This is a genomic window from Thiohalocapsa sp. (assembly GCF_019695415.1).
Lineage (GTDB): Bacteria > Pseudomonadota > Gammaproteobacteria > Chromatiales > Chromatiaceae > Thiohalocapsa.
Genome location: NZ_JAIFKJ010000320.1, coordinates 1 through 1,647, shown reverse-complemented (window position 1 = coordinate 1,647; position 1,647 = coordinate 1). Strand labels below are relative to the sequence as shown.

Annotated in this window: 1 protein-coding gene; it reads right to left on the bottom strand. The window is 68.8% G+C overall.

The genetic code is table 11. From position 1 onward, the window contains the following. Positions 1–315 precede the first annotated feature (315 nt). Positions 316–1,647: IS1380 family transposase (locus tag I6U14_RS09215; RefSeq protein WP_296898682.1), on the bottom strand; the 1,332-nt coding region annotated here is incomplete at its 5' end.

Genomic DNA, 1,647 nt, shown 5'->3' with positions numbered 1-1,647 from the left:
GATGCGGCGCCGGTGAGCGCCGATCAGGTGAAGGCCCTGCGCGGCGAGCGCTAGCCCGCATCGCTCACCGCCCCGGCGTGGGCCTTTCCCGAGTGCTGTGATCTGAGGCAATTCGGCTCGAACGACCGTGCGAGGGCCGGTTCGGGGGCTCAGGAGCCCGACCAGGTCGGCGCCGAGGCTGGAATTGGCGGGTTTTGGGCCGGTGCGGCGGGTTCTTGCCGTCGGCGGCGCATGGGTGTCCATGGGCGCCGCGCCGCGGCACCGCCAGATGGCCGGGATGAGCGTCAGCGCGTCGACTCGGACGCGCGGACGGCCTCAGCCGGGGCCGACGTAGGCCGGCACGACAGCGAGGTTGCGCGCCGCCTGAACGAAGATGTCCTGGGCCGGGAAGGCTTCGGAGAGCGCCACCACGACCCGCCGCACGCTCACGCGCACCTGCGCCCCGACCTTGAGCAGTCGAGTGCGGATGTTGCCCGGGGTGGCGCGCTCGAGTTCGGTGTCCTGCAGTGCGAGGTTGCGCAGCGCGACCAGCAGCGTGTAGGCCAAGGTGGAGAGGGTCAGACGGAGCTGATTGGCGCGCATGGTCTGCGCACTGAGCCGGTCGGCGAACAGCTCCAGCTGTTGCTCCTTGATCCGGTTCTCCATGTCGCCGCGTGCGCAGTACAGGTCTTCGTAGAGGGTGCGGGCATCGGCCTCCTTCGGATTCAGCGAGGTGACCACGTAGCGTGGGTTCGCGCCTTTGGCCAGATGCTCGGCCTTGACCACGACGCGGCGCCCGCGGCTCCAAGTCTTGAGGGTGCGGTACTTCAGCTCGCCGAACACCCGGCTCGGCTCGCAGGTCTCGAGGAACGCCTGCTGTGCTTCGATGCGCCAGCGCAGGCTCAAGGCATTGAGCCGGTTGTTCTTGGCAAGACCGAGCACGAACTCGACGCCTTCGGCCTCGCACCAGGCCATGATCTCCTCGCGGCAAAAGCCGCTGTCGCCGCGGATGATGATGCGCACCTTCGGCCAGGCGGCGCGCAACTGCGCGACGATGCGCGTCAGCTCTTCGACGCTGCCGTCGGCAGCATCGATGTTGGATTGGCGCAGCCGCGCGCACAGCACGTGCTCGCCGCAGGTGATGTACAGCGGCAGGTAGCAGTAGTGACCGTAGTAGCCGTGGAAGAAACGCCCCTCCTGGTGGCCGTGCAGCGGGTCGTCGGTGGCGTCGAGGTCGAGCCAGAGCTCCCGCGGCGCCCGGGCGTGGGACTGGATGAAATGCTTCACCAACTGGCGATCCAGGCCCGCCTGGTCGGCGACGATCTTCTTGTAACGAGCCTCGCGGTCAGCATCCGCCGGCGTGAGCTCCAAGCGGTTCAGCGTGCTGGAGCTGGCCAGCGCCTTGCCCCGATCCTGCTCACGGCGCCGCCGCTTGCCCATTGGATCGGCTTTGCCCGCCGCCACCGCCAGCAACGGGTCGAAGCGCAGACGGTCATGGTCGTTCAGGTCCTCGTAGCCGAGCGCCAGGGCGATGATGCGCTGCGAGACCAACTCGCCGACGCTGTGCTCGGTCTGCTCCGGATCGCGGTAGTCGGTGAACTGCTCGGCGACCCCCGCGAGCAGGCCGGTCTTCGCCTCGACCTCGCGCAGCAGCAGCGCACCGCCGTC